General features: G+C 48.3%; 1 rRNA gene. It reads left to right on the forward strand.

From position 1 onward, the window contains the following. Positions 1-95 precede the first annotated feature (95 nt). Positions 96-3,023: ribosomal RNA gene (locus AC5EAH_RS07865) — 23S ribosomal RNA — on the forward strand. The last annotated feature ends 72 nt before the right edge of the window (positions 3,024-3,095 follow it).

Here is a 3,095-nt window from a genome sequence, read left to right on the forward strand (position 1 = left end):
AAGTACATTGAAAACTGAATAGAAGAAACCAAGAAAAAAACCGAGAAAAGAAGTTCACAGAATTTTTTTAGAAAAAGAAAGCTAACACAAGTAACGATTAAGTTATTAAGGGCGCACGGTGAATGCCTTGGCACTAGGAGCCGAAGAAGGACGGAACTAACACCGAAATGCTGCGGGGAGTTGTAAGTAAGCTAAGATCCGCAGGTATCCGAATGGAGAAATCCGATACGAGTAAAGTCGTATCACACCGAGATGAATAAATAGTCTTGAGTGAGGTAACCCAGGGAACTGAAACATCTAAGTACCTGGAGGAAGAGAAAGAAAAATCGATTCCCTGAGTAGCGGCGAGCGAAACGGGAAGAGCCCAAACCTATGAGCATGCTTATAGGGGTTGTAGGACACTCAATATGGAGTTACAAAGAATTAGATTAGACGAATCAGATGGGAAGCTGATCCGGAGAAGGTGAGAGACCTGTAGTCGAAAATCTAGTTCCTCCTGAGTGGATCCTGAGTACGGCGGGACACGAGAAATCCCGTCGGAATCTACCGGGACCATCCGGTAAGGCTAAATACTACCTAGTGACCGATAGTGAACCAGTACCGTGAGGGAAAGGTGAAAAGAACCCCGGAAGGGGAGTGAAAGAGTACCTGAAACCGTGTGCTTACAAGTAGTCAGAGCCCGTTAAAGGGTGATGGCGTGCCTTTTGTAGAATGAACCGGCGAGTTACGATATGATGCAAGGTTAAGCAGAGAATGTGGAGCCGTAGCGAAAGCGAGTCTTAATAGGGCGGATGAGTATCATGTTGTAGACCCGAAACCAAGTGATCTACCCATGTCCAGGTTGAAGTTTAGGTAACACTGAATGGAGGACCGAACCGAAACACGTTGAAAAGTGTTCGGATGAGGTGTGGGTAGCGGAGAAATTCCAATCGAACTTGGAAATAGCTGGTTCTCTCCGAAATAGTTTTAGGACTAGCCTTGAGTGATGTTTAGTGGAGGTAGAGCACTGTTTGGACTAGGGGCCCATCCCGGGTTACCGAATTCAGATAAACTCCGAATGCCATATAAATTAACTCAGGAGTCAGACTGCGGGTGATAAGGTCCGTAGTCGAAAGGGAAACAGCCCAGACCACCAGTTAAGGTCCCAAAATATATGTTAAGTGGAAAAGGATGTGGAGTTGCTTAGACAACCAGGATGTTGGCTTAGAAGCAGCCACCATTTAAAGAGTGCGTAATAGCTCACTGGTCGAGTGACTCTGCGCCGAAAATGTACCGGGGCTAAACATATTACCGAAGCTGTGGATTTACAATGAAAGTTGTAGATGGTAGGAGAGCGTTCTAAATGCGGAGAAGTCTGACTGTAAGGACAGGTGGAGCGTTTAGAAGTGAGAATGCCGGTGTGAGTAGCGAGAGATGGGTGAGAATCCCATCCACCGATAGACTAAGGTTTCCAGAGGAAGGCTCGTCCGCTCTGGGTTAGTCGGGACCTAAGGTGAGGCCGATAGGCGTAGCCGATGGACAACAGGTTGATATTCCTGTACCACCGTAATTCGTTATAATCGAAGGGGGGACGCAGAAGGTTAGGTGAGCACGGCGATGGTCGTCCGTGTCTAAGCATTGAGTGTAGAAAGTAGGCAAATCCGCTTTCTGAGAAGCATGAGATGTGAAGGGGAGCGAAATTAAGTAGCGAAGTCATTGATATCACACTGCCAAGAAAAGCCTCTAGAGAGGATTAAGGTGCCCGTACCGCAAACCGACACAGGTAGTCAAGAAGAGAATTCTAAGGTGAGCGAGAGAACCATTGTTAAGGAACTCGGCAAAATGACCCCGTAACTTCGGGAGAAGGGGTGCTCTTTAGAGTGAAAGCTCAGAAGAGCCGCAGTGAATAGGCCCAAGCGACTGTTTATCAAAAACACAGGTCTCTGCAAAATCGAAAGATGAAGTATAGGGGCTGACGCCTGCCCGGTGCTGGAAGGTTAAGAGGAGTGGTTAGCGCAAGCGAAGCTATGAATTGAAGCCCCAGTAAACGGCGGCCGTAACTATAACGGTCCTAAGGTAGCGAAATTCCTTGTCGGGTAAGTTCCGACCCGCACGAAAGGCGTAACGATTTGGGCACTGTCTCAACAATGGACTCGGTGAAATCATAGTACCTGTGAAGATGCAGGTTACCCGCGACAGGACGGAAAGACCCCATGGAGCTTTACTGTAGCTTGATATTGAATTTTGGTACAACTTGTACAGGATAGGTAGGAGCCTGAGAGCTGTGTACGCTAGTATACAGGGAGGCGATGTTGGGATACTACCCTGGTTGTATTGAAATTCTAACCCACTGCACGAGACGTGTAGGGAGACAGTGTCAGGCGGGCAGTTTGACTGGGGCGGTCGCCTCCTAAAGAGTAACGGAGGCGCTCAAAGGTTGGCTCAGAATGGTTGGAAATCATTCAAAGCGTGTAAAGGCAAAAGCCAGCTTGACTGTGAGACAGACAAGTCGAACAGGGTCGAAAGACGGACTTAGTGATCCGGTGGTTCCGCATGGAAGGGCCATCGCTCAACGGATAAAAGCTACCCTGGGGATAACAGGCTTATCTCCCCCAAGAGTTCACATCGACGGGGAGGTTTGGCACCTCGATGTCGGCTCATCGCATCCTGGGGCTGTAGTCGGTCCCAAGGGTTGGGCTGTTCGCCCATTAAAGCGGTACGCGAGCTGGGTTCAGAACGTCGTGAGACAGTTCGGTCCCTATCCGTCGTGGGCGTAGGAAATTTGAGAGGCGCTGTCCTTAGTACGAGAGGACCGGGATGGACATACCGCTGGTGTACCAGTTGTCGTGCCAACGGCATAGCTGGGTAGCTAAGTATGGAAGGGATAAGTGCTGAAAGCATCTAAGCATGAAGCCCCCCTCAAGATGAGATTTCCCATTCGAAAGAAGTAAGACCCCTTGAAGATGACAAGGTGAATAGGTTAGAGGTGTAAGCATTGTGAAGTGTTGAGCTGACTAATACTAATCGGTCGAGGACTTAATCAAAGCTAGCGAATGTGAATGAAAAGAAGGCAAAAACTTGGTTAACTTTTATTCAGTTTTGAGTGTATGCTCACT

This window comes from Staphylococcus sp. B1(2026) (assembly GCF_058895785.1).